General features: G+C 64.9%; 14 protein-coding genes. 3 read left to right on the top strand and 11 right to left on the bottom strand.

Going from position 1 to position 21168, the window contains the following annotated elements:
- Positions 1 to 229: 229 nt before the first annotated feature.
- Genes APH28_RS06330 through APH28_RS06305 form a run of 6 tightly spaced genes read right to left on the bottom strand, consistent with a single transcriptional unit; the run spans position 230 to position 7034 of the window.
- Entirely contained in the window at positions 230 to 1855 is a 1626-nt protein-coding gene (locus APH28_RS06330) for a BatD family protein (RefSeq protein WP_060508122.1), read from the bottom strand.
- Positions 1852 to 3570, bottom strand: coding sequence for a tetratricopeptide repeat protein (locus APH28_RS06325; protein WP_060508121.1), 1719 nt, complete (start codon positions 3568 to 3570; stop codon positions 1852 to 1854). The genes APH28_RS06330 and APH28_RS06325 overlap by 4 nt, the downstream gene beginning before the upstream one ends.
- The gene (locus APH28_RS06320) at positions 3567 to 4643 is read right to left on the bottom strand and encodes a VWA domain-containing protein (protein WP_060508120.1); all 1077 of its coding nucleotides are present in this window, start codon (positions 4641 to 4643) and stop codon (positions 3567 to 3569) included. The genes APH28_RS06325 and APH28_RS06320 overlap by 4 nt, the downstream gene beginning before the upstream one ends.
- Positions 4636 to 5130, bottom strand: coding sequence for a DUF4381 domain-containing protein (locus APH28_RS06315; RefSeq protein WP_060508119.1), 495 nt, complete (start codon positions 5128 to 5130; stop codon positions 4636 to 4638). Before APH28_RS06315 ends, APH28_RS06320 begins: the two co-directional genes overlap by 8 nt.
- On the bottom strand, positions 5127 to 6071 hold the full coding sequence (locus tag APH28_RS06310) for a DUF58 domain-containing protein (protein WP_060508118.1): 945 nt from the start codon (positions 6069 to 6071) through the stop codon (positions 5127 to 5129). Before APH28_RS06310 ends, APH28_RS06315 begins: the two co-directional genes overlap by 4 nt.
- A gap of 3 nt (positions 6072 to 6074) precedes the next feature.
- Positions 6075 to 7034: a MoxR family ATPase gene (locus APH28_RS06305; RefSeq protein WP_027919334.1), complete on the bottom strand. Its 960-nt coding sequence runs from the start codon at positions 7032 to 7034 to the stop codon at positions 6075 to 6077.
- Positions 7035 to 7208: 174 nt separating this feature from the next.
- Between APH28_RS06305 and APH28_RS06300 the strand changes: the two genes are divergently transcribed.
- Positions 7209 to 8414 (top strand): DUF2235 domain-containing protein, encoded by a 1206-nt coding sequence (locus APH28_RS06300; protein WP_060508117.1) that lies wholly within the window; start codon positions 7209 to 7211, stop codon positions 8412 to 8414.
- 59 nt (positions 8415 to 8473) lie between these two features.
- On the opposite strand, the gene APH28_RS06295 is transcribed toward APH28_RS06300, so the two are convergent.
- The 4 genes from APH28_RS06295 to APH28_RS06280 form a co-directional block, all read right to left on the bottom strand.
- Positions 8474 to 9805 carry an MFS transporter gene (locus APH28_RS06295; RefSeq protein ID WP_060508116.1) on the bottom strand — a complete coding sequence of 444 codons (1332 nt, stop codon included), beginning with the start codon at positions 9803 to 9805 and terminating at the stop codon, positions 8474 to 8476.
- A gap of 42 nt (positions 9806 to 9847) precedes the next feature.
- On the bottom strand, positions 9848 to 11041 hold the full coding sequence (lhgO, locus tag APH28_RS06290) for an L-2-hydroxyglutarate oxidase (RefSeq protein WP_060508115.1): 1194 nt from the start codon (positions 11039 to 11041) through the stop codon (positions 9848 to 9850).
- Positions 11042 to 11144: 103 nt separating this feature from the next.
- Entirely contained in the window at positions 11145 to 11855 is a 711-nt protein-coding gene (locus APH28_RS06285; protein WP_060508114.1) for a FadR/GntR family transcriptional regulator, read from the bottom strand.
- Between the two features lie 182 nt (positions 11856 to 12037).
- Positions 12038 to 12391: a hypothetical protein gene (locus APH28_RS06280; RefSeq protein WP_060508113.1), complete on the bottom strand. Its 354-nt coding sequence runs from the start codon at positions 12389 to 12391 to the stop codon at positions 12038 to 12040.
- Positions 12392 to 12666: 275 nt separating this feature from the next.
- Here APH28_RS06280 and APH28_RS06275 point away from each other — a divergent pair, with 275 nt between their 5' ends.
- A complete protein-coding gene (locus tag APH28_RS06275) occupies positions 12667 to 17532 on the top strand; it encodes an NAD-glutamate dehydrogenase (RefSeq protein WP_060508112.1) in 4866 nt (1621 codons plus the stop codon).
- A 150-nt stretch (positions 17533 to 17682) separates the two neighbouring features.
- On the opposite strand, the gene APH28_RS06270 is transcribed toward APH28_RS06275, so the two are convergent.
- Positions 17683 to 18501: a pyruvate, water dikinase regulatory protein gene (locus APH28_RS06270; RefSeq protein ID WP_054885785.1), complete on the bottom strand. Its 819-nt coding sequence runs from the start codon at positions 18499 to 18501 to the stop codon at positions 17683 to 17685.
- 190 nt (positions 18502 to 18691) lie between these two features.
- Between APH28_RS06270 and ppsA the strand changes: the two genes are divergently transcribed.
- On the top strand, positions 18692 to 21067 hold the full coding sequence (ppsA, locus tag APH28_RS06265) for a phosphoenolpyruvate synthase (RefSeq protein WP_060508111.1): 2376 nt from the start codon (positions 18692 to 18694) through the stop codon (positions 21065 to 21067).
- Positions 21068 to 21168 lie beyond the last annotated feature (101 nt).

Genomic DNA, 21168 nt, shown 5'->3' with positions numbered 1-21168 from the left:
CTCCTACATTTGTTTCGGGCCAATTTTTCCTGCCACCATTGGCGCGCGTACCCTTGTTTGTCCCCTTCGATATCGCGTCGTGCACCAAGGGGGCGCGCGCCGGTGGATGCAGAAGAAACTGGCCCGAAACAAATGTAGGAGCGGGCTTGCCCCGCGAAGCGCCGCGCGGGCGGCGCTCGATCTCACAGGCGCTGAACATTTGAAGGCATGCACCTGCGAGCCACACCCGTCACTTCGGATAAAGCGGCGGCAAGCTCCCACTCTCGCCCGCAGGCAACAACACCTGCTCCGCCGGCGGAATCGTCCCAATGGCCCGCCACAGATCCTCCCCCTGCCAATACTGCCCACTCTCGCTATACAGCGCCCCGTTCAACCCATCCAGCGCATCCGACAGCGGCACGAACCGCGCCGCCATCTCGGCCAGGGTCTCCGGCTGCTGCCGCGCCCAAGCGTCCAGCGCCTGGCGCGTAGCCTGCGGGTCGTTGGCCTGGCACGCGCGCTTGAGGTCATCCAGCAAGGTACGCGGGCTCGGCCCGTTCTGCGCAGCACGCAGCACCGCCGGTTGCGAGCGGGCACGCCACCACAGGGCGAACCCCAGCACCGTGGTCAATGCAAGCACCAGGGTAGCCAGCTGCCAGGGCCAGAGCAGCTGATTCGCACTGCCAAGTTCGCCAACCGGGCTGTCGGCGCTCAGGGCCGGGTTGTCCTGCACGTCCAGCGTGCGCGCCGGCAGGCTGCTGTGCTCCAGGTGGTCTTCGCGGGTGTTCCACCAGGTGACTTCCAGCGCCGGCAGTGCCAGGTTGCCGCTGTGGGTCGGCACCAGCGCTTCACGTTCTTCGCGGTTGGCGGTCATGCCGCGTTCGTTGATCTCGTTGCGCAGTACCGGCTGGTCCGGGTAGCGGCGCAGGCCGACAATCTCGGTGGCGGGCAGCTGCGGCAGCTGGGTGCTCGACAGGCCTTCGGCGCGCAGGGTGATGCTGCGCGTCAGCGAGTCGCCGATCTGTGGCTGCTGGCTGGCCGGGTCGGGGTTCCAGTGTTCTTCCAGGGTCAGGTCACGTGCCGGCAGCCAGGGGACGTTGGCGGGCCAGTCGGCCGGGATCGGGCGCACGGTCAGGCGCAGCGGCAATGAACTGACCTGCACCTGGCGGCCGACCCGGGTGGTGCCAGCGGGTTGCTGACCATTGTCGGCGGCGGTGGCGGTGAAGGTCAGCGGCGGGATGTCCAGGTCGCCGCTCTGCTGCGGGTACACCGCGTAGCGGGTTTCGATCACCCCGTGGCGCACGCCGTTGATTTCCTTCTCATAGGTGCGCGACTCACCCAGCGGCTCGACCTTGGCGTTCTCCAGCTGCAGCGGACTCAGGCTGCTGTCGTCGTACAGCGACACCGAATGGTAGATGCGCAGGGTCAGCACGGCCTGGGCCTGGACGTACACCGCGTTGCGGTCCAGGGTCGCCTCGACGAACACCTGCGAAGCGACTTCCGGGCGGCTGCCGTCGGCCTGCAGCACTTGCAGGTCGATGGCCTGGCTGCGCGACTGGCCCAGCTGCAGCTCGGGGATGCGCAGGCTGCCGCTGCGCCGGGGCAGCAGGGTGATGATCCAGCGGGTGCTGGCGCGGGTTTCGCCGTCGAGGGTGTGCAGGCTGTTCAGCTGGCGCGTGCCGCGCACTTCGAAGTCGTTGTCCAGGGTGTGCAGGTCGGGTTTGCCGAACTGGGTCACGTCCTGGCTTTCGAGGGTCAGCTCAAGGGTTTCGCCGGCCTCCAGGCGTGTGCGGTCGACGCTGGCCTGCAGCGTGGGGAGGGCCTGGGCCATGACGGCCCAGAACAGGCCGAGTACAAAGACGCCGAAGCGACTCATCGTGTTTTTTCCTGATGCAATTGCTGTTCATACCAGAATTTGCGCCGCAACAGTTCCGCCGGGTTGTCGGGGATCTCGCGCAGCCATTGTTCCAGGGCTTGGCGCTGTTCGGCATCGAGGCTGGTCGATACCGGGCGCTGCGGCGGCTGGGTGATGCTGTCGTCATCGCCCCCCTGGTTGCCAGGCGCCGCCTGGCTGTTGCTGCTACCTTCACCGGGTTTTTCGGCGTTGGCCTGTTCATCACTGCCGGGCGTCCCTTGCGCGGGGCTGCTGGCCGAGCTGCTGTTGCCCTCGGTTTCACTGCCGGGGCTGCCTTGGGCGTCGCTGTCGGCCGGTTTTTCTTCCGCCTGGGCTTCGCGTTGCTGCAGCAACTGCTGTACCAGCGCCTGGTTGGCCAGCGCCGGTTGCAAGTCGGGCTGGCGCTCCAGGGCCTGCTCGTAGGCATCCACCGCCGCTTCCAGCTCGCCGCTGCGGGCCAGGGCATTGCCTCGATTGTAGTGGTCTGCGGCGCTGTCGCCCTGGGCGAAGGCCTCGGCGGCACCGGCGTAGTCGCCCGCCTGGTACAGCGCCATGCCGCGCCACTGCGGGTTCTGGAAGTGCCGGGCGGCGTCTGCCGGGTGCTGCTTGCGCAGCAGCATCTGGCCCTGTTGGTCGGGGCGCAGCCATAGGTCGTTGAATTCGAACGCCTGGCTGGGTTGTGGCAGGACCACCAGCAGTGGCAGGCAGAATAGCCAGCCGCGGCGCCCGGCACAGGCGGCCAGCAGCAACAGCGGCAGCAACAGCCAGTAACCCTGGTCGGCCCAGCTGTCCAGTTGCAGGGTCTGGCCGGCATCGCGCAGATGGCGGGGGTTGTCGAACAGGCCCAGGCCGCGCAGGTCGAGGTCGTCGATGCGGGCGTGGCGGTAGCGCCCACCGGTGCCATTGATGAAAGCCTTGAGGCTGGCGCTGTCGAGGCGTGGCAGGAGGATGCCACCTTGGTCATCCTTGAGGAATTCACCATTGGCCTGGCGTACCGGCGCGCCGTCGCTGGTGCCGATGCCGAGCATCAGCAGGCTTGGGCCCTGGCGGCCGAGGGCCTGGGTGATGCCCTGGCGTTCCGGTGCGCTCAGGGCCGAACCGACCAGCAGCAGACGGCCCTGGCCGAGGCCGCTCTGGGCCAGCAGGGCCAGGCCTTTCTGCACGGCCAGGTCGGCGCGCTGGCCGGGTTTGGGCATGATCGACGGGTCGATGGCTTCCAGCAGGTTGCGCGTGGTACCCAGGTCATCCGAGAGCGGCACCAGGGTGTGTGCACTGCCGGCATAGACGATCAGTGCGGTCTGGCTGTCGTGGCGGTGTTCGAGCAGGTCGAGGATCTTGCGCCGGGCCTGTTCCAGGCGGTTGGGGGCAACGTCCTCGGCGAGCATCTGCGGGGTCAGTTCGAGCAGGATCACCAGCGGGTCGGCCGGGCGCTGGCGGGTTTCTTCCAGGCGTTGCCAGCTCGGCCCGAGCAGGGCCAGGACCACCAGCAACCAGGCCAGGCCCAGGGCCACCCACGGCAGCTTGCTGTTGCTGCCGCTACCGCCGCCAAGCAACACCGGGTGGAAGGCCGGTGGCAGGATCATCTGCCAGCGCCCGGCGCGCTTGCGCCGGTGCCACAGCTTGAACAGCAGCCAGGCGAGCAGGGGTACCACCAGCAGCCAGAGCGGGCGCAGCCATTGGGGCCAGAGATCGATCATCGCCGTTTCCTCAGGCGCAGGCGTTTCAGGCGCTGGCGCCATTCCGGATGGGGCTGCAGGAATCGCGGTTTGCGCAGCACCTTGTGCAGCAGGTTGTCGGGCCATTGCGCCGCCACCACCAGCAGCACGCTGAGCAGCAGGGCCAAGGCCAGCGGCCAGGCATACAGGGCCTTGGCGGTACGCGCCTGGGTTGGTTGCTGGGCCACTGGTTCAAGCTGGTCAAGGGTGTCGCCAATGGCATTCAGTTCGGCGCCGTCGTGGGCGCGGAAGTAGGCGCCATGGGTGATGTCGGCAATTTCTTTGAGTGACGCTTCGTCGAGGTCCAGGCTCGGGTTCAGGCCGAGCAGCCCGGGCGTGCCGCTGGCCTCGGGGTTTGCGCCAATGCCGATGGTGTAGATGCGCACGCCTTCCTGGGCGGCCAGGCGGGCGGCGGTCAGTGGGTGGATCTGCCCGCCGTTGTTGGCGCCATCGGTGACCAGTACCAGCACCCGGCTTTGCGCCGGGCGTTGGCGCAGGCGCTTGACCGCCAGGCCGATGGCATCACCAATGGCGGTGTTCTTGCCGGCGATGCCGATCTGCGCCTCGTCGAGAAAGGTGCGCACGGTGCGCCGGTCGAAGGTCAGCGGCGCCTGCAGGTAGGCCTGGCTGCCGAACAGGATCAAGCCAACACGATCGCCTTGGCGGTCCTGCAGGAAGTCGCCGAGCAATGCCTTGACCAGGTCGAGGCGGCTGATGTCTTCGTCCTTCCACTGCATGTCGGGGAAGTCCATCGAGCCCGAGACATCCACCGCGACCAGCAGGTCGCGGCCACTGGAGGCCACCGGCACCGGTTCGCCAAGCCATTGCGGGCGCGCGGCGGCCAGCAGCAGCAACAGCCAGATCACCATATAGGGCGCTTGTTGGCGCAGGGTCGGCAGGTTCAGGCGTGCACGGCGCCCGGCCAGGCCTTCCAGTTCGTCGAGGAAGCCAACCTTGAGCACTGGCTCGCCGCTGTCGGCGGCCGGCAGCAGCAGGCGCGCCAGCCACGGCAGCGGCAGCAGCGCGAAGATCCACGGCCAGGCCAGTTCAAACATGTTTGCGAATCCAGGTTTCGACCGCCTGGCTGAGCCCGGCGATGGCCTTGTCGTCGAGCTTGCATTCGGGCTTGTAGGCGCCTTCGACCAGCACCATCCAGCGGGTCAGGCCGGCGGCGGGGCAGCGGTTGTCGAGAAAGGCCAGCCACTGGCGGCCGTTCAAGGTATGGCTGTTGGCGCCCGGGTAGTGGTTGCGGCACAGGCGCTTGAGCAGGGCGTTGATCTGCTGCAGCCAGGCGCCGGCCGGCGCGCCGTCGTAGGGGCGGGGCAGGCGGGCAAGCTCGGCCAGGGCTTCCAGGCGCACCGGGTCGAGCGGCAGCTCGGCACGCACCACCGGGCGTTTGCCCGGGCGCCAGCGGCGCACCCGCCACAGGCCCCAGGCCAGCAGCGGCAGCAGTGCGAGCAGCAGCCACCAGCCCGGCGCCGGCGGCCACAGGCCGATCGCCGGCGGTGCGATCAGCGGTTGCAGCTGGTCCAGCGGGTTCATTGACCGCTCCCGGGGCGTTGGGCGTTCAGGTATTCGCGCAGTTGTTCGATCATCTCGCTCTGGGTGCTCAGCGGCATCAGTACCACGCGCAGCTTCTGCGCCATCAGCTCCCAGCGTTCGATGCGCGCTTCGGCCTGTTGACGGTAGGCCTGGCGCAGGTTGGCGTCTAGGGTATCGAGCTCCAGCTGGGCGCCGCGCTGGGCGAAGCGCAGCAGGCCGGCAGCGGGCAGCGCGTGGTCGAGCGGGTCGGACACCGGCATCAGCAGCAGGTCGCAATGGCGCGAGAGCATGGCCAGGTGTTGCTCGGCCTGGGCGCTGAGCGAGCGTTCATCGCAGATGACGATGGCCAGGCTGCCGGGGCGCAGCACTTCGCGGGCGCGGCGCAGGGCCAGGCCGAGGCTGTCGGTCTGGGGCGCGGCTTCGGTGTGCAAGGCCTGGTTGACCTTGGCCAGGCGGTTAAGCAGCTGCAGCAGGCTTTGCTTGCTGCGCCGAGGTTTGATCTCGTGGTGCTCGTTGTCGCCGAACACCAGGCCGCCGATGCGGTCGTTGTGGCCCAGGGCGGCCCAGCCGAACAGCGCGGCGGCTTCGGCCGCGAGCACCGACTTGAACATCAGCCCCGAGCCAAAGAACAGGCGCTGGCTCTGTTCGACGAGGATGAAGATCGGCCGTTCGCGCTCTTCATGGAACAGCTTGGTGTGCGGCTCCTGGGTACGTGCGGTCACGCGCCAGTCGATGTTGCGCACATCGTCACCGGCCTGGTACACGCGCACCTGGTCGAAATCCACGCCACGCCCGCGCAGCTTGGAATGGTGCAGGCCAACCAGCGGGCTGCGCTGACCGGGGCGGGAAAACAACTGGATTTCGCGCACGCGGTGGCGCATGTCGATCAGTTCGGCGAGGCCGATGCGGATGCCGGGTTCGGCCTGCGGCGCGGTGGGCATGGGTCAGGCGACGGCCACGACGTCGAGGATGCGCTGGACCACGCGGTCCTGGTCGATCCCCGCCGCTTCGGCTTCGAACGACAGGATGATGCGGTGGCGCAGCACGTCGAACAGCACCGCCTGGATGTCTTCGGGGCTGACGAAGTCGCGCCCGGCCAGCCAGGCATGGGCACGGGCGCAGCGGTCGAGGGCGATCGAGCCGCGCGGGCTGGCACCATAGGCGATCCAGTCGGCCAGCTCGGCGTCGAACTTTGCCGGGGTGCGGGTGGCCATGACCAACTGCACCAGGTATTCCTCCACGGCGTCGGCCATGTACAGGCCGAGGATTTCCTTGCGCGCGGCAAAGATCGCCTGCTGGCTGACCCGGCGCTCGGGTTTCACTTCGCCGCCCAGCGCTTCGCCACGGGCCTGGGCCAGGATGCGGCGCTCGACGGCGGCATCGGGGAAGCCGATCTTCACATGCATCAGGAAACGGTCGAGCTGGGCTTCGGGCAGCGGGTAGGTGCCTTCCTGCTCGATCGGGTTCTGCGTGGCCATTACCAGGAACAGCGGTGACAGGTCGTAGGTACTGCGGCCCACGCTGACCTGGCGCTCGGCCATGGCTTCGAGCAATGCCGATTGCACCTTGGCCGGGGCACGGTTGATTTCGTCGGCCAGCACCAGATTGTGGAAAATCGGCCCCTGCTGGAACACGAAGCTGCCGGTTTCCGGGCGATAGATCTCGGTGCCGGTGATGTCGGCCGGGAGCAGATCGGGGGTGAACTGGATGCGATGGAACTGCGCCTCGATACCTTCGGCCAGCTCTTTGATGGCCTTGGTCTTGGCCAGGCCCGGTGCACCTTCGACCAGCATGTGGCCGTCGGCCAACAGCACGATCAACAGCCGCTCGACCAGCTTCTCCTGGCCTAGGATCTGAGAGGAAAGAAAGGTGCGTAGCGCGATCAGCGCTTCACGGTGTTCCATCGGCGGCGGTTCCTGGATTTGCGCCAGGGTGCGGGCAGCCTGGCAGGGGGGGATACTTTAATCTATCCGCGGTGCCGCGTCGAAATCTGCACGCAGGCATTGCGGGGTTGGCTGATGTTGCCCGTGGGCTGTTTGTCGTTTTCTGTCGCCTCCAGAGCGAACAGGAATACGACCATGGGCAAGCAATACAGCGGTGTGCGGGTGGGTATCTTCTTTGACGGTACAGGCAACAATCAGGGCAATGCCACTCAGCCTCCCAGCAACATCGCACTCTTGCATGGGCTTTACCCGCAAGGGCAAGTGGGTGCCCAGCAGTTCATCAAACTGTATGTAGAAGGCGTCGGTACCACCACGGGGGCGCCAGATTCGCTGTATGCGCAAGCAACCGGCAGAGGCGCAACGGGTGTGCAAGCGCGTGTGTCCCAGGCTTTGACGGGGGTCGCCGAGCAGTTGCGCCTGCTGGCAGTGCCCGAGCGGGTCGAGTTCGACCTGTTCGGTTTCAGTCGCGGTGCGGCCGCTGCCAGGCATCTGGCCAACCAACTGGGCACCGAAGAGGACCTGCCGGCCGAGCTGCAACGGGCGCGCGCGATTAACTTCATCGGCCTGTTCGACACGGTGGCTGCCATCGTCGACCCCCTGCGCGGTCATTTCGACCCCGCCGATGGGCACCAAGGTGACCTGCGCCTCGGGTTGCCCGCAAGCATTGCCCGGCAAGTGGTGCAGTTGGTGGCCAGGGATGAGCATCGGCACAATTTTGCCCTGGTGCGTAGCTGCAACGACATCATCGTGCCTGGCGTGCATGCCGATATCGGCGGTGGCTATCCGGAGTCGATGCAAGAGCAGGTGTTGTTGAGCAGACCCTTTTCGAACCAGGTGACGCAGGCAACGCCAGCCGAACGAACCCAGGCCTATGCCAAGGCCAGTGCTTCGCTCGCCGACTTTGGCGAACCGTTGCCGCGGGTGTTGACCTGGGAGGTGCCCGCCAATGGGGGCAGGGCGCAGCGGGACGAGGTGCAGAAACACGTGTACGCGGCGGCTTACCGGGAGCGCCAAGTGAGTGGCCATTTGTCGCGGGTCTACCTGAGCATCATGCGTGAACTGGGGCTGCGCAATGGCGTGCCTTTTCTGCCAGTGGGCGATGTCGAGGCTCACAGGGTGCCGGAGGAGTTGCAGGGCGTCAGCGGCACGCTGCACGATCACGTGCTGAACGGCGGTGCGGGGTTGTCTGCTGAGCAAGAGACGTTGTTGCAAACAAGGTACATACATGCCTCGGCACACTGGAACGCATTGAAGGGATTGCACAGCAGTGGGCTGGATACGCTGTTTGTCGACCGGCCGGCGCAGGGTGGGCGGGTGGTGCATGACAACCCTGTTGGCTGAAGGATTGCGCCGACGGGGCCTGCCTCATCGCCGGTCTGGCGATGAGGCAGGAGCCGGCTTCAGTTCTTCGCGCTGGAGTGCTTGCGGCCCTGGTCGCACAGGGCGAACACCACCACCAGCACCCCGGCAATCGCCAGGATCAGCGCCACGCCATCGGTGGAATGGGTTGCCGAACTGGCCACCAGGGCCAGCCCGCCCAGTGGCGCCAAGCCGCCGGCCACCGCCGTGCCGATCTCGCGACCGGTACCAAAGCCGGACGAGCGTGTCTGGGTCGGGAACTGACGACTGAGAAACGAACCCTGCGGGGCGAACATCATCGGTGCGAGGATGCCGGTGCCGATCGCGATGGCGATGTAGATCTGGGTCGGCTCACCGGTGCTCAGCAGCTGCAGGAACGGGTAGGCGAACAGGGCCGACAGTACCCCGCCGAGCATCAGCACGGTCTTGCTGCTCCAGCGGTCGCACAGCCAGCCGAAGAACGGCACGGCGAAGATCGCCACCAAGCTGGCGATGGTCACCGACAGTGAGGTGACATGCGCTTCGACGCCCTTGAACTGGGTCAGGTAGGCCAGCGAGAAGGTCTTGAAGATGTAGCTCAGGGCGTTGTAGCCGATGGCCACGAAGAACACCACGGCCAGGCCCTTGAGGTCGTTCCTGAACAGCAGCTTCAGCGGCGACACCTGCGGCTTGCTGCTGTCGGCCTTGTCCAGCTCCTTGAAATCCGGTGTCTCGGGGATGCTCTTGCGCACCCACAGGCCGATCGCCACCAGGGCGATGCTGGCGATGAACGGGATGCGCCAGCCGCCGGCGAGCAGGAATTCGTTGCCGTTCATGGTCAGCAGATACACCGTGAGCGACGACAGCAGCAGGCCCAGGTTCAGCCCCAGCGCCGGCCAGGCGCCCTGGCTGCCGCGCTTGCCTTCGCTGGCGTGTTCATAGGAGGTGACTGCCGCGCCGGACAGTTCGGCACCGGCACCCAGGCCCTGAATGATGCGGATCACCACCAGCAGGATCGGTGCCCAGATGCCGATGCTCGCATAGCTCGGAATCAGCCCGATCAGCGCCGTGCACACACCCATCATGCAGAAGGTGATCACCAGCACATGCTTGCGCCCGAAGCGGTCGCCCAGGTAGCCGAACAGGATGCCGCCGAAGGGGCGGGCGATGAAGCCGATGGCAAAGGTGGAGAAGGCCAGCAGCGAGGCTACCGCCGGGTTGCTGGCATCGAAGAAGATCTTCGAGAACACGATCGCCGCCATGGTCGCGTAAAGGTAGAAGTCGTACCACTCCAGCATCGAGCCGAAGATGGTCGCCGCCGCCACCTTGCGCAGGCGCTGGCGTTGCTGTTGTGGGGTTTCGTGCGCGGCCGGGGCCGCCTGGTGTACCGACATGAGGGTTCCTTATTGTCTTTGTAGTTGTGGGTGCGGCAGGTTTCAGCGGGCCTTGAGGATCTTTTCGGCGATCATCTGGCCGATGGGAATGGCCGAGGTGGCAGCCGGCGACGGTGCGTTGCAGACGTGCACCATGCGCGGGGTCTCGGCGAACAGGAAGTCATGCACCAAGGCGCCGTTGCGCATCACCGCCTGGGCGCGGATGCCGGCTTCATAGGGCAGCAGGTCTTCCACTTGCAGCGACGGGCAGTACTTGCGGCACTGTTCCAGGTAACCGCGCTTGAACAGCGAGTTCTTCATCTCGGTGGTGCCGGAGCCGAGGTTGTTCCAGATAGTTTTCCAGAAGCCCGGAAAGCTCGCGTACTCGGCCACGTCGCGCCAGTTCACCGAAAACTTGCGGTAGTTCTCGCGGCCAAAGCCGAGCACGGCATTCGGGCCGACGGTGACGCTGCCGTCGATCATGCGGGTCAGGTGCACGCCGAGGAACGGCAGCTCCGGGTCGGGGATCGGGTAGATCAGGTGGTTGACGATCTGGTTTTTGCTCGCCGGCAGGCGGTAGTACTCGCCGCGGAAGGGGATGATCTGGTGGTCGATCTTCACCCCGGCCAGGCGCGCCAGGCGGTCCGACTGCAGGCCAGCACAGGCGACCAGCTGGCGGGCGCGCCAGGTGTGGCTGTCGGTGGCGATGGCGACGTGGTCGGGGTATTCCTGGATAGCGTTCACCCGGGTCGACAGGTGCACCTCGCCACCGGCCTGGCGGATCACCTTGGCCATGGCGTTGCACACCTGGGTGTAGTCGACGATGCCGGTGGCATCGAGGAACAGCGCGCCCTTGCCGACGATGTTCGGCTCACGTTCAGCCAGCGCGGCGGCGTCCAGGCGCTCGACCTTCAGGCCGTTCTGCTGCGAGCGCTCGTACAGCGCTTGCATGCGCTGCACTTCCAGGTCATTGGAGGCCACCAGCAGCTTGCCGCACACCTCGAAGGCGATGCCGTGTTCGCTGCAGAAGTCCTTGGTCGCCTGGGCGCCGCGCTTGCACAGTTCGGCCTTGAGGCTGCCCGGTGCGTAGTAGATGCCCGCATGGATCACGCCACTGTTGTGGCCGGTCTGGTGGCGGCCCAGGCTGGTTTCTTTTTCCAGGATCAGCAGGGAGGCGCCCGGGCGCTGTTCGAGCAGGGCCATCGCGGTGGCGAGGCCGACGATGCCGCCGCCGATGATGCAGTAGTCGTAGGTCATGCAGGGGTACCTTGGTGTTCTTGTCGGTGGATCTGCTTATCAGGTTGTCAGACTAATTGATGCGTAAAAGGGCCCGCGTCAGGCCGCGTCGGTATCTCCGGGGTCAGTCGAGGGCGGGGAGTTCGATCTTCAGGCGCTTGGCCGAGGCGCGCAGGTGCGCTTCGGCGCAGGCTGCGGCCGCCTGGCGGTCGCCATCGGCAATAGCCTGATACAGCGCTTGGTGTTCGCAGTTGGCATCGGCCGAGCCACCCACCGAGTGGGCGGCTGAGTTTTCCCAGGCGGTGCGCCGGGCGCTGGCCAGCTGGCCACCGAGGAAATCGTGGAAGGCCACGAAGTAATCGTTCTTGCTGGCTTCGGCAATTGCCCTGTGGAAGGCCACGTCGGCGGCCGAGGCGGTGGCGAAGTCGCTGCGTTTGTCGAGCATTTCCTTCAGGGCCTTGGCCATGTGAGCCAGGTCCTGTTCATCGCGACGGCGGGCGGCGATGGCGGCGGCCTGGGTTTCGATCCACAGGCGCATTTCGAACATTTGCACCAGGTCCGGCTTGCGGCCCTGGCTGCCGGGGAAGCGGAACACGGTGCCGGCTGGGGTTTGCGAGATGTAGGAACCGAGCCCCCGACGGGCGATGAGCACGCCGTCGGCCTTGAGCTGCGCCACGGCCTCGCGCACCACCGAGCGGCTGACGTTCAGCTGTTCGGCCAGTTGCTGTTCGGTGGGCAGGCGCGATTCGGCGGCCAAACGGCCGGAATCGATTTCGGCGCGGATGGCACTGACAACCCGGTCTACCAAGGTGTCGGGGCGCTGGAGCTCTAGCATGGAAACGGTTGCCTAGTTATCAGGTTGTCAGACAATGCCTGTGGTGGGGCAGGGTGTCAATGGTTTCAGCAGGTTATGAGGCAGGCCCGGCCCTTTCACGGGCACTCCCGCTCCCACAGGTTCGGTGGCAATCCATCCCTGTGGGAGCGGGCGTGCCCGCGAAGAGGCCGGAACAGGAAGACTCAGAGCTCGCTGACGAAGGTGCCGGTGCCGTCGAGGATGTTCCTCAGGGTCAGCGCCACTTCCTCAAGGTCGGTCCCCGCCGAAGTCAGTACGATCTCCAGCGCCTCATCGCCTTTCAGCGCATCACGATCCCCGGCCGCCACCTCGATCAGCAAGCGTTGCGCACTCAAGGTCACCTTCAGCCCATCCAGCGTTGATGGCTCGTCATCCAGGGTCAGGTCGACAGTGTCTTCATCCGGATAACGAGTCAGCAGAAACATCTGCCCCTTGTCGCTGTGGCAGCACAAGGTCGCCATGTTGTCTTCCTCGTCGTCGCAAGGGGTGGCGAACAGCAGGGCGGTCTTGATTTGCATGGCAACGGCTCGGGTTTGTGGAAATGAGAGGGAATTCTGACAGCCTTGAACACATCCATAAACGTAAAGTTGCCAGCCCTTGACCGAAATTGTCGCAGCCTCGCAAGCGGTAATGACCGCTCAGTCGTTAAGCTTCGGCGAGCCCTGAACGTGCCTGCCACGTTCAACGTCTGGTTTTTACCGTCCGGCTTGCCATGGGTTGGCTATCGTTGATCCGTACATGGCGGACATGCACGACGCTTCAACTATTACAAAGCCCAAGCGGAGTACCACAGATGGCGTTCTTCACCGCAGCCAGCAAAGCCGACTTCCAGCATCAACTGCAAGCGGCCCTGGCGCAGCACATCAGCGAACAGTCCCTGCCACAAGTGGCGCTATTCGCCGAGCAGTTCTTCGGCATCATCTCGATGGACGAACTCACCCAGCGCCGGCTTTCGGACTTGGCCGGCTGCACCCTGTCGGCATGGCGCATCATTGAGCGCTTCGACCCCGAATACCCGCAAGTGCGGGTGTACAACCCCGATTACGAGCGCAATGGCTGGCAGTCGACCCATACCGTGGTCGAAGTGCTGCACCACGACTTGCCGTTCCTGGTCGACTCGGTGCGCACCGAGCTGAACCGCCGCGGCTACAGCATCCACACCCTGCAGACCACGGTGCTGAGTGTGCGCCGGGGGGCCAAGGGCGAGCTGCTCGAACTGCTGCCCAAGGGCACCCAGGGCGAGGGTGTGCGCCATGAATCGCTGATGTACCTGGAGATCGATCGCTGCGCCAATGTCGCCGAATTGACGGTGCTGACCCGCGAGCTTGAACAGGTGCTGGCCGAAGTGCGCGTGGCAGTGGCCGATTTCGAGCCGATGAAAGCCAAGCTGCGCGAAGTCGTCGCCGAGGTGGAAAACACCGCCTACGGCCCGGTCCAGCATGAAAAGGGCGAGGTCAAGGCCTTCCTCGAATGGCTGCTGGACAACCACTTCACCTTCCTCGGCTATGAAGAATTCACCGTTCAGGCCGACAGCTCCGGCGGCCAGATGGTCTACGACGAACAGTCGTTCCTCGGTTTGCCGCGCCGCCTGCGGGTGGGGCTGACGGCAGAAGAGCTGCGCATCGAAGACTATGCCGTGGCCTACCTCAACGAGCCGCTTCTGCTGTCGTTCGCCAAGGCCGCATTGCCCAGCCGTGTGCATCGCCCGGCCTATCCGGACTACGTGTCGATCCGCCAGCTGGATGCCGATGGCAAGGTCATCAAGGAACACCGCTTCATGGGCCTGTACACCTCGTCGGTGTATGGCGAGAGCGTGCATGCCATCCCGTACATCCGCGTGAAGGTCGCCGAAGTCGAACGCCGCTCCGGCTTCGATCCCAAGGCGCACCTGGGCAAGGAGCTGGCCCAGGTGCTCGAAGTGCTGCCGCGCGACGACCTGTTCCAGACCCCGATCGACGAACTGTTCAACACCGTGATGTCGATCGTGCAGATCCAGGAGCGCAACAAGATCCGCGTGTTCCTGCGCAAAGACCCATACGGTCGCTTCTGCTACTGCCTGGCCTACGTACCGCGCGAGATCTACTCCACCGAAGTGCGGCAGAAGATCCAGCAGGTGCTGATGGAGCGCCTGAAGGCCAGCGACTGCGAGTTCTGGACCTTCTTCTCCGAATCGGTGCTGGCGCGCGTGCAGCTGATCCTGCGGGTCGACCCGAAGAACCGCATCGACATCGATCCGCAGCAGCTGGAAAACGAGGTGATCCAGGCCTGCCGCTCTTGGCAGGACGACTACTCGGCGCTGGTCATCGAAAACTTCGGCGAAGCCCAGGGCACCAACATCCTCGGTGACTTCCCCAAAGGCTTCCCGGCGGGCTACCGCGAGCGTTTCCCGGCGCATTCCGCCGTGGTCGACCTGCAGCATGTAGTGGCGTTGTCCGAGAACAAGCCACTGGCGATGAGCTTCTACCAGCCGCTGACCCGCCTGGGCGACCGCCTGCTGCACTGCAAGCTGTACCACGCCGACACCCCGCTGGCGCTGTCGGACGTGCTGCCGATCCTGGAAAACCTCGGCCTGCGCGTGCTCGGCGAGTTCCCTTACCGCTTGCGCCATACCAGTGGGCGCGAGTTCTGGATCCACGATTTTGCCTTCACCTACAGCGAAGGCCTGGACCTGGACATCCAGCAGCTCAACGACACCCTGCAGGATGCTTTCATCCACATCGTCAAGGGCGACGCCGAGAACGATGCCTTCAACCGTCTGGTGCTCACCGCCGGCCTGCCATGGCGTGACGTGGCGTTGCTGCGCGCCTATGCCCGCTACCTCAAGCAGATCCGCCTGGGCTTCGACCTCGGCTATATCGCCAGCACCCTGAACAACCACACCGACATCGCCCGCGAGCTGACCCGGTTGTTCAAGACCCGCTTCTACCTGGCGCGCAAGCTCACCACCGACGACCTGGACGACAAGCAGCAGCGCCTGGAGCAGGCGATTCTCACGGCACTGGACGATGTCCAGGTACTTAACGAGGACCGCATCCTGCGCCGCTACCTGGACCTGATCAAGGCCACCCTGCGCACCAACTTCTACCAGCCGGACGCCAACGGCCAGAACAAGTCGTACTTCAGCTTCAAGTTCAACCCCAAGCTGATCCCCGAGCTGCCCAAGCCTGTGCCGAAGTTCGAGATCTTCGTCTATTCGCCACGGGTCGAGGGTGTGCACCTGCGCTTCGGCAACGTCGCCCGCGGCGGCCTGCGCTGGTCGGACCGCGAGGAAGACTTCCGCACCGAAGTACTGGGCCTGGTGAAAGCCCAGCAGGTGAAGAACTCGGTGATCGTGCCGGTCGGTGCCAAGGGTGGCTTCCTGCCGCGCCGGCTGCCGCTGGGCGGTACCCGCGACGAGATCGCTGCCGAGGGCGTGGCGTGCTATCGCATCTTCATCTCCGGGCTGCTCGACATCACCGACAACCTCAAGGACGGTGGCGTGGTGCCGCCGGCCAACGTGGTGCGCCACGATGACGACGACCCGTACCTGGTGGTGGCCGCCGACAAGGGCACCGCGACCTTCTCCGACATCGCCAACGGCATTGCCATCGACTACGGCTTCTGGCTCGGCGACGCGTTCGCCTCGGGCGGCTCGGCCGGTTATGACCACAAGAAGATGGGCATCACCGCCCGTGGTGCCTGGGTTGGCGTGCAGCGCCACTTCCGCGAGCGCGGCATCAATGTGCAGCAGGACCCGATCACCGTGATCGGCATCGGCGACATGGCCGGTGACGTGTTCGGCAATGGCCTGCTGATGTCCGACAAGCTGCAACTGGTGGCGGCGTTCAACCACCTGCACATCTTCATCGACCCGAACCCGGACCCGGCGACCAGCTTCGCCGAGCGCAAGCGCCTGTTCGACCTGCCGCGCTCGGCCTGGAGCGACTACGACGCCAGCATCATGTCCGAAGGCGGCGGGATCTTCCCGCGCAGTGCCAAAAGCATCGCCATCAGCCCGCAGATGAAGGAACGCTTCGCCATCGAGGCCGACCGCCTGACCCCGACCGAACTGCTGCACGCGCTGCTCAAGGCGCCGGTCGACCTGCTGTGGAACGGCGGTATCGGCACCTACGTCAAAGCCAGCAGCGAAAGCCACGCCGATGTCGGCGACAAGGCCAACGACGCGCTGCGCGTCAATGGCAATGAGCTGCGCTGCAAGGTGGTGGGCGAGGGCGGCAACCTCGGCATGACCCAGCTGGGCCGCGTCGAGTTCGGTCTGAACGGCGGCGCCACCAACACCGACTTCATCGACAACGCCGGTGGCGTGGACTGCTCCGACCACGAGGTCAACATCAAGATCCTGCTCAACGAAGTGGTGCAGGGTGGCGACATGACCGAGAAGCAGCGCAACCAGTTGCTCGGCAGCATGACCGACGAAGTGGGCAATCTGGTGCTGGGCAACAACTACAAGCAGACCCAGGCGCTGTCGCTGGCAGCCCGCCGTGCCCGCGAGCGGATCGCCGAATACAAGCGCCTGATGGCTGACCTCGAAGGCCGTGGCAAGCTGGATCGGGCCATCGAGTTCCTGCCGTCCGAAGAGCAGTTGGCCGAGCGCCTGGCCGCCGGCCATGGTCTGACCCGCGCCGAACTGTCGGTGCTGATCTCGTACAGCAAGATCGACCTCAAGGAGCAGCTGCTCAAGTCGCTGGTGCCGGACGACGATTACCTGACCCGCGACATGGAAACCGCCTTCCCACCGTCGCTGGTCAGCAAGTTCGCCGAGGCCATGCGCCGTCACCGGCTGAAGCGCGAAATCGTCAGCACCCAGATCGCCAACGACCTGGTCAACAACATGGGCATCACCTTCGTCCAGCGTCTGAAGGAATCGACCGGCATGAGCCCGGCCAACGTCGCTGGGGCCTATGTGATCGTGCGCGACATCTTCCACCTGCCGCACTGGTTCCGCCAGATCGAGGCGCTGGACTATCAGGTGCCAGCGGAAATCCAGCTGACCCTGATGGACGAGCTGATGCGCCTGGGCCGCCGCGCCACCCGCTGGTTCCTGCGCAGCCGGCGCAACGAGCAGGATGCCGGGCGCGACAGCGCGCACTTCGGGCCGAAGATCGCCCAGCTGGGTCTCAAGCTCGACGAGCTGCTGGAAGGCCCGACCCGCGAGCGCTGGATGGTGCGTTACCAGAGCTTCGTCGACGCCGGTGTGCCGGAGTTGCTGGCGCGCATGGTGGCCGGTACCACCCACCTGTACACCCTGTTGCCGATCATCGAGGCTTCGGACGTGACTGGCCATGACCCGGCGCAGGTGGCCAAGGCGTTCTTCGCCGTGGGCAGTGCACTGGACCTGACCTGGTACCTGCAGGAAATCAGCAACCTGCCGGTGGAAAACAACTGGCAGGCCCTGGCCCGCGAGGCGTTCCGCGACGACATCGACCTGCAGCAGCGGGCGATCACCATCTCGGTCCTGCAGATGGCCGATGCCCCGGATGACATGGATGCCCGTGTGGCGCTGTGGGCCGAACAGCACCGGGTGATGGTCGAGCGCTGGCGCGCCATGCTCGACGACCTGCGCAATGCCACCGGCACCGACTATGCGATGTACGCGGTGGCCAACCGCGAGCTGGTCGACCTGGCTTTGAGCGGGCAGGCGGCGGTGGTGCCGTCCTGATCCTGGCGCTGAAATGAGAAAGCCCCGGCAGTGATGCCGGGGCTTTTTCGTACCGCCAGAACCGGCCTCTTCGCGGGGCAAGCCCGCTCCTACAGGTACAGCGCGGACCCTGTAGGAGCGGGCTTGCCCCGCGAAGAGGCCGGTATCGGCTTACTTGAATCTGCGCTCGACGCCTTTCTCGACCAGGATCTTCGCCGAAATCTCTTCCACGGAAAAATGCGTGGAGTTGATGTTGGGAATGTTCTCGCGACGGAACAGGTTCTCCACCTCGCGCACCTCGAACTCGCACTGGGCAAAGCTCGAATAGCGGCTGTTGGGCTTGCGCTCGTGGCGGATGGCGGTCAGGCGGTCGGGGTCGATGGTCAGGCCGAACAGTTTGCTGTGGTGCTTTTTCAGCACCGCCGGCAGCTGCAGGCGTTCCATGTCGTCCTCGGTCAATGGGTAGTTGGCGGCCCGGATGCCGAACTGCATGGCCATGTACAGGCAGGTCGGGGTTTTGCCGCAGCGCGACACGCCGACCAGAATCAGGTCGGCTTTGTCGTAGTAGTGGGTGCGCGCGCCGTCGTCGTTGTCCAGGGCGAAGTTCACCGCCTCGATGCGTTCCATGTAGTTGGAGTTGCCACCAATCGAGTGCGATTTGCCCACGGAATACGACGAATGGGCGGTCAATTCCTGTTCAAGCGGGGATAAAAACGAAGAAAAGATGTCGATCATGAAGCCGTTCGACGTTGCCAGGATCTCACGGATGTCTTGGTTGACAATGGTGTCGAAGATGATCGGCCGCATGCCGTCCCGCTCGGCGGCGGCGTTGATCTGCTGCACCATGGTCCGCGCTTTTTCCGGGCTGTCGATGTACGGACGGGTGAATTTATTGAACGGAATGCTCTCGAATTGAGCGAGCAGGCTCTGACCCAGAGTTTCGGCAGTGATGCCGGTGCCATCGGAGATGAAGAACGCGGTTCGTTTCATTTGCGATCTGGGCCTTAAGCTGATGACGTTTCTTGGATATGATAAGTTCGGTTTGCCGAATGCGGCTGTCGCCATTCTGCCATATTTTGCGAACCTATTTTCCAGGTACAGGCCACAAGCGTCCGGCCCAGTCAACGAAGGCAGGCGGGCGCCCTTGAGCTTTTCCAATACAGTTAGTGGAGAGATCACCTTGGTAGAGTACGTAGTTTCCCTCGATAAGCTCGGCGTCCACGATGTGGAGCATGTGGGGGGCAAGAACGCATCCCTCGGCGAGATGATCAGTAACCTCGCTGGTGCCGGCGTGTCGGTGCCGGGCGGCTTTGCCACTACGGCTCAGGCGTACCGTGATTTTCTCGAACAGAGTGGCCTGAACGACCAGATTCACGCCGCCCTCGACGCACTGGACGTGGATGACGTCAACGCCCTGGCCAAGACCGGCGCGCAGATCCGTCAGTGGGTGATGGAGGCCGAATTCCCGGCGCGTCTGGATTCGGAAATCCGTACCGCCTTCGCCGAGATGTCCAAGGGCAACGACAACATGGCCGTGGCCGTGCGTTCCTCGGCCACCGCCGAAGACCTGCCGGACGCCTCGTTCGCCGGCCAGCAGGAAACCTTCCTTAACATCCGTGGCGTCGACAACGTGATCCGCGCGGCCAAGGAAGTGTTCGCTTCGCTGTTCAACGACCGCGCCATCGCCTACCGCGTGCACCAGGGCTTCGACCACAAGCTGGTGGCCCTGTCCGCCGGCGTGCAGCGCATGGTCCGTTCCGAAACCGGCACCGCCGGCGTGATGTTCACCCTCGACACCGAATCGGGCTTCCGTGACGTGGTATTCATCACCGGCGCCTACGGCCTGGGTGAAACCGTGGTGCAGGGTGCGGTCAACCCTGACGAATTCTACGTACACAAACAAACCCTGGAGGCCGGCCGCCCGGCCATCCTGCGTCGCAACCTGGGCAGCAAGGCGATCAAGATGGTCTATGGCGACGAAGCCAAGGCCGGTCGCTCGGTCAAGACCGTCGAGGTCGAGCGCGCCGAACGTGCGCGCTTCTGCCTGAGCGACGACGAAGTCAACGAGCTGGCCAAGCAGGCGATGATCATCGAGCAGCACTACCAGCGCCCGATGGACATCGAATGGGCCAAGGACGGTGACGACGGCAAGCTGTACATCGTCCAGGCCCGCCCTGAGACCGTGAAGAGCCGCGCCAGCGCCAACGTCATGGAACGTTACCTGCTCAAAGAGAAGGGCACCGTGCTGGTTGAAGGCCGCGCCATCGGCCAGCGCATCGGCGCCGGCAAGGTCCGCGTGATCAACGACGTGTCCGAGATGGACAAGGTGCAGCCGGGCGACGTGCTGGTCTCCGACATGACTGACCCGGACTGGGAACCGGTCATGAAGCGCGCCAGTGCCATCGTCACCAACCGTGGCGGCCGTACCTGCCACGCGGCGATCATCGCTCGTGAGCTGGGTATCCCGGCCGTGGTCGGCTGCGGCAATGCGACCCAGGTGCTCAAAGACGGCCAGGGCGTAACCGTCTCCTGCGCCGAAGGCGATACCGGCTTCATCTTCGAAGGCGAGCTGGGCTTCGACGTCAAGCAGAACTCGGTGGACGCCATGCCGGAGCTGCCGTTCAAGATCATGATGAACGTCGGCAACCCGGACCGCGCCTTCGACTTCGCCCAGCTGCCGAACGCGGGTGTAGGCCTGGCGCGTCTGGAATTCATCATCAACCGCATGATCGGCGTGCACCCCAAGGCGCTGCTGAACTACGCGGGCCTGCCAGCCGAGCTGAAGGACAGCGTCGACAAGCGCATCGCCGGTTACGACGACCCGGTCGGCTTCTATGTCGAGAAGCTGGTCGAAGGCATCAGCACCCTGGCTGCGGCCTTCTACCCGAAAAAGGTCATCGTGCGGCTGTCGGACTTCAAGTCCAACGAATACGCCAACCTCATCGGCGGCAAGCTGTACGAGCCGGAAGAAGAAAACCCGATGCTGGGCTTCCGCGGTGCCTCGCGCTACATCAGCGAGTCGTTCCGTGACTGCTTCGAGCTCGAGTGCCGTGCGCTGAAGCGCGTGCGCAACGAAATGGGCCTGACCAACGTCGAGATCATGGTGCCGTTCGTGCGTACCTTGGGCGAAGCCAGCCAGGTCGTCGACCTGCTCGCCGAAAATGGCCTTGCCCGCGGCGACAACGGCCTGCGCGTGATCATGATGTGCGAGCTGCCGTCCAACGCCATTCTCGCCGAAGAGTTCCTCGAGTACTTCGACGGCTTCTCGATCGGTTCGAACGACCTGACCCAGCTGACCCTGGGCCTGGACCGCGACTCGGGCATCATCGCCCACCTGTTCGATGAGCGTAACCCTGCGGTGAAAAAGTTGCTGGCCAATGCCATCCAGGCGTGCAACAAGGCCGGCAAGTACATCGGCATCTGCGGCCAGGGCCCATCGGACCACCCGGACCTGGCCAAGTGGCTGATGGAGCAGGGCATCGAAAGCGTGTCGCTGAACCCGGACTCGGTACTCGAGACTTGGTTCTTCCTGGCTGAAGGCCAAGGCGCGGCCTGATGCGGTAAGTTGCGGGGGGCGCGTCTGGCGCGCCCCCGCCTGGTTATTTCCAGGGCGAGTTCCAGTGATGGATCCCGCCCTTTTTTGTGCACCAAGCAACC

The organism is Pseudomonas sp. NBRC 111124, from assembly GCF_001320245.1.
Lineage (GTDB): Bacteria > Pseudomonadota > Gammaproteobacteria > Pseudomonadales > Pseudomonadaceae > Aquipseudomonas.
Note: the sequence above shows the minus strand (reverse complement) of the source record. Positions and strands in the feature narration are given on the sequence as shown.

What these genes read in the sequence shown, in the direction of transcription:
- APH28_RS06330 (WP_060508122.1), bottom strand. Translation starts at nt 1,855, where the DNA reads ATGAGTCGCTTCGGCGTCTTTGTACTCGGCCTGTTCTGGGCCGTCATG.
- APH28_RS06325 (WP_060508121.1), bottom strand. Translation starts at nt 3,570, where the DNA reads ATGATCGATCTCTGGCCCCAATGGCTGCGCCCGCTCTGGCTGCTGGTG.
- APH28_RS06320 (WP_060508120.1), bottom strand. Translation starts at nt 4,643, where the DNA reads ATGTTTGAACTGGCCTGGCCGTGGATCTTCGCGCTGCTGCCGCTGCCG.
- APH28_RS06315 (WP_060508119.1), bottom strand. Translation starts at nt 5,130, where the DNA reads ATGAACCCGCTGGACCAGCTGCAACCGCTGATCGCACCGCCGGCGATC.
- APH28_RS06310 (WP_060508118.1), bottom strand. Translation starts at nt 6,071, where the DNA reads ATGCCCACCGCGCCGCAGGCCGAACCCGGCATCCGCATCGGCCTCGCC.
- APH28_RS06305 (WP_027919334.1), bottom strand. Translation starts at nt 7,034, where the DNA reads ATGGAACACCGTGAAGCGCTGATCGCGCTACGCACCTTTCTTTCCTCT.
- APH28_RS06300 (WP_060508117.1), top strand. Translation starts at nt 7,209, where the DNA reads ATGGGCAAGCAATACAGCGGTGTGCGGGTGGGTATCTTCTTTGACGGT.
- APH28_RS06295 (WP_060508116.1), bottom strand. Translation starts at nt 9,805, where the DNA reads ATGTCGGTACACCAGGCGGCCCCGGCCGCGCACGAAACCCCACAACAG.
- lhgO (WP_060508115.1), bottom strand. Translation starts at nt 11,041, where the DNA reads ATGACCTACGACTACTGCATCATCGGCGGCGGCATCGTCGGCCTCGCC.
- APH28_RS06285 (WP_060508114.1), bottom strand. Translation starts at nt 11,855, where the DNA reads ATGCTAGAGCTCCAGCGCCCCGACACCTTGGTAGACCGGGTTGTCAGT.
- APH28_RS06280 (WP_060508113.1), bottom strand. Translation starts at nt 12,391, where the DNA reads ATGCAAATCAAGACCGCCCTGCTGTTCGCCACCCCTTGCGACGACGAG.
- APH28_RS06275 (WP_060508112.1), top strand. Translation starts at nt 12,667, where the DNA reads ATGGCGTTCTTCACCGCAGCCAGCAAAGCCGACTTCCAGCATCAACTG.
- APH28_RS06270 (WP_054885785.1), bottom strand. Translation starts at nt 18,501, where the DNA reads ATGAAACGAACCGCGTTCTTCATCTCCGATGGCACCGGCATCACTGCC.